This is a genomic window from Aquabacterium sp. A08, assembly GCF_011742065.1.
The window spans coordinates 1-557 of sequence record NZ_JAAQQT010000210.1; the positions used below are offsets into that span (position 1 = coordinate 1).

A 557-nucleotide genomic window follows, 5' to 3' on the forward strand; every position below is an offset into this window, starting at 1 on the left:
TTGGCGCGGAAGAACACGTTGCCCTGGGCCACCGAGGGGTTGCCGATGTTGGCAAAAATCCGGTCGAACTCGGGGTAGGCCTGGCCGATGCGCTCCACCGCCTCGGCGTAGCGGCGGGTGTAGTCCAGCGTGGCGCCGTCCGGGCCGTTGATGACGGTGAGGATGACGCCGCGGTCCTCGATCGGGGCCAGTTCCTGCTTGGTGGTCTGCAGCAGCCAGGCGCTGCCGGCGGCGCTGCCCAGCATGACCAGCACCACCAGCCAGCGCGCCCCCAGCGCGGCACCCAGCAACGCGCCGTAGCCACGGGTGATGCCCGTCAGGCCCGCCTCCATGGCGCGGTCGAAGCGGTTGGGCGCGGGGTTGTGGCGCAGCAGCTGGGAGCACATCATGGGCGACAGCGTCAGCGCCACGAAGCCCGACACCAGCACCGCCCCGGCCAGGGCCAGCGCGAACTCGGCGAAGAGGCGCCCGGTGCGCCCGGGCGTGAAGGCCAGCGGCGCGTACACCGCGGCCAGGGTCAGCGTCATGGCGACCACCGCAAAGCCAATTTCCTTGGC

Annotated in this window: 1 protein-coding gene; it reads right to left on the reverse strand. The window is 71.3% G+C overall.

Features of this window, described 5'->3' with window-relative positions:
• Nucleotides 1-557, reverse strand: a 557-nt coding sequence (locus HA630_RS26805) for an efflux RND transporter permease subunit (protein ID WP_166832126.1), incomplete at both ends; no start/stop codon positions are given.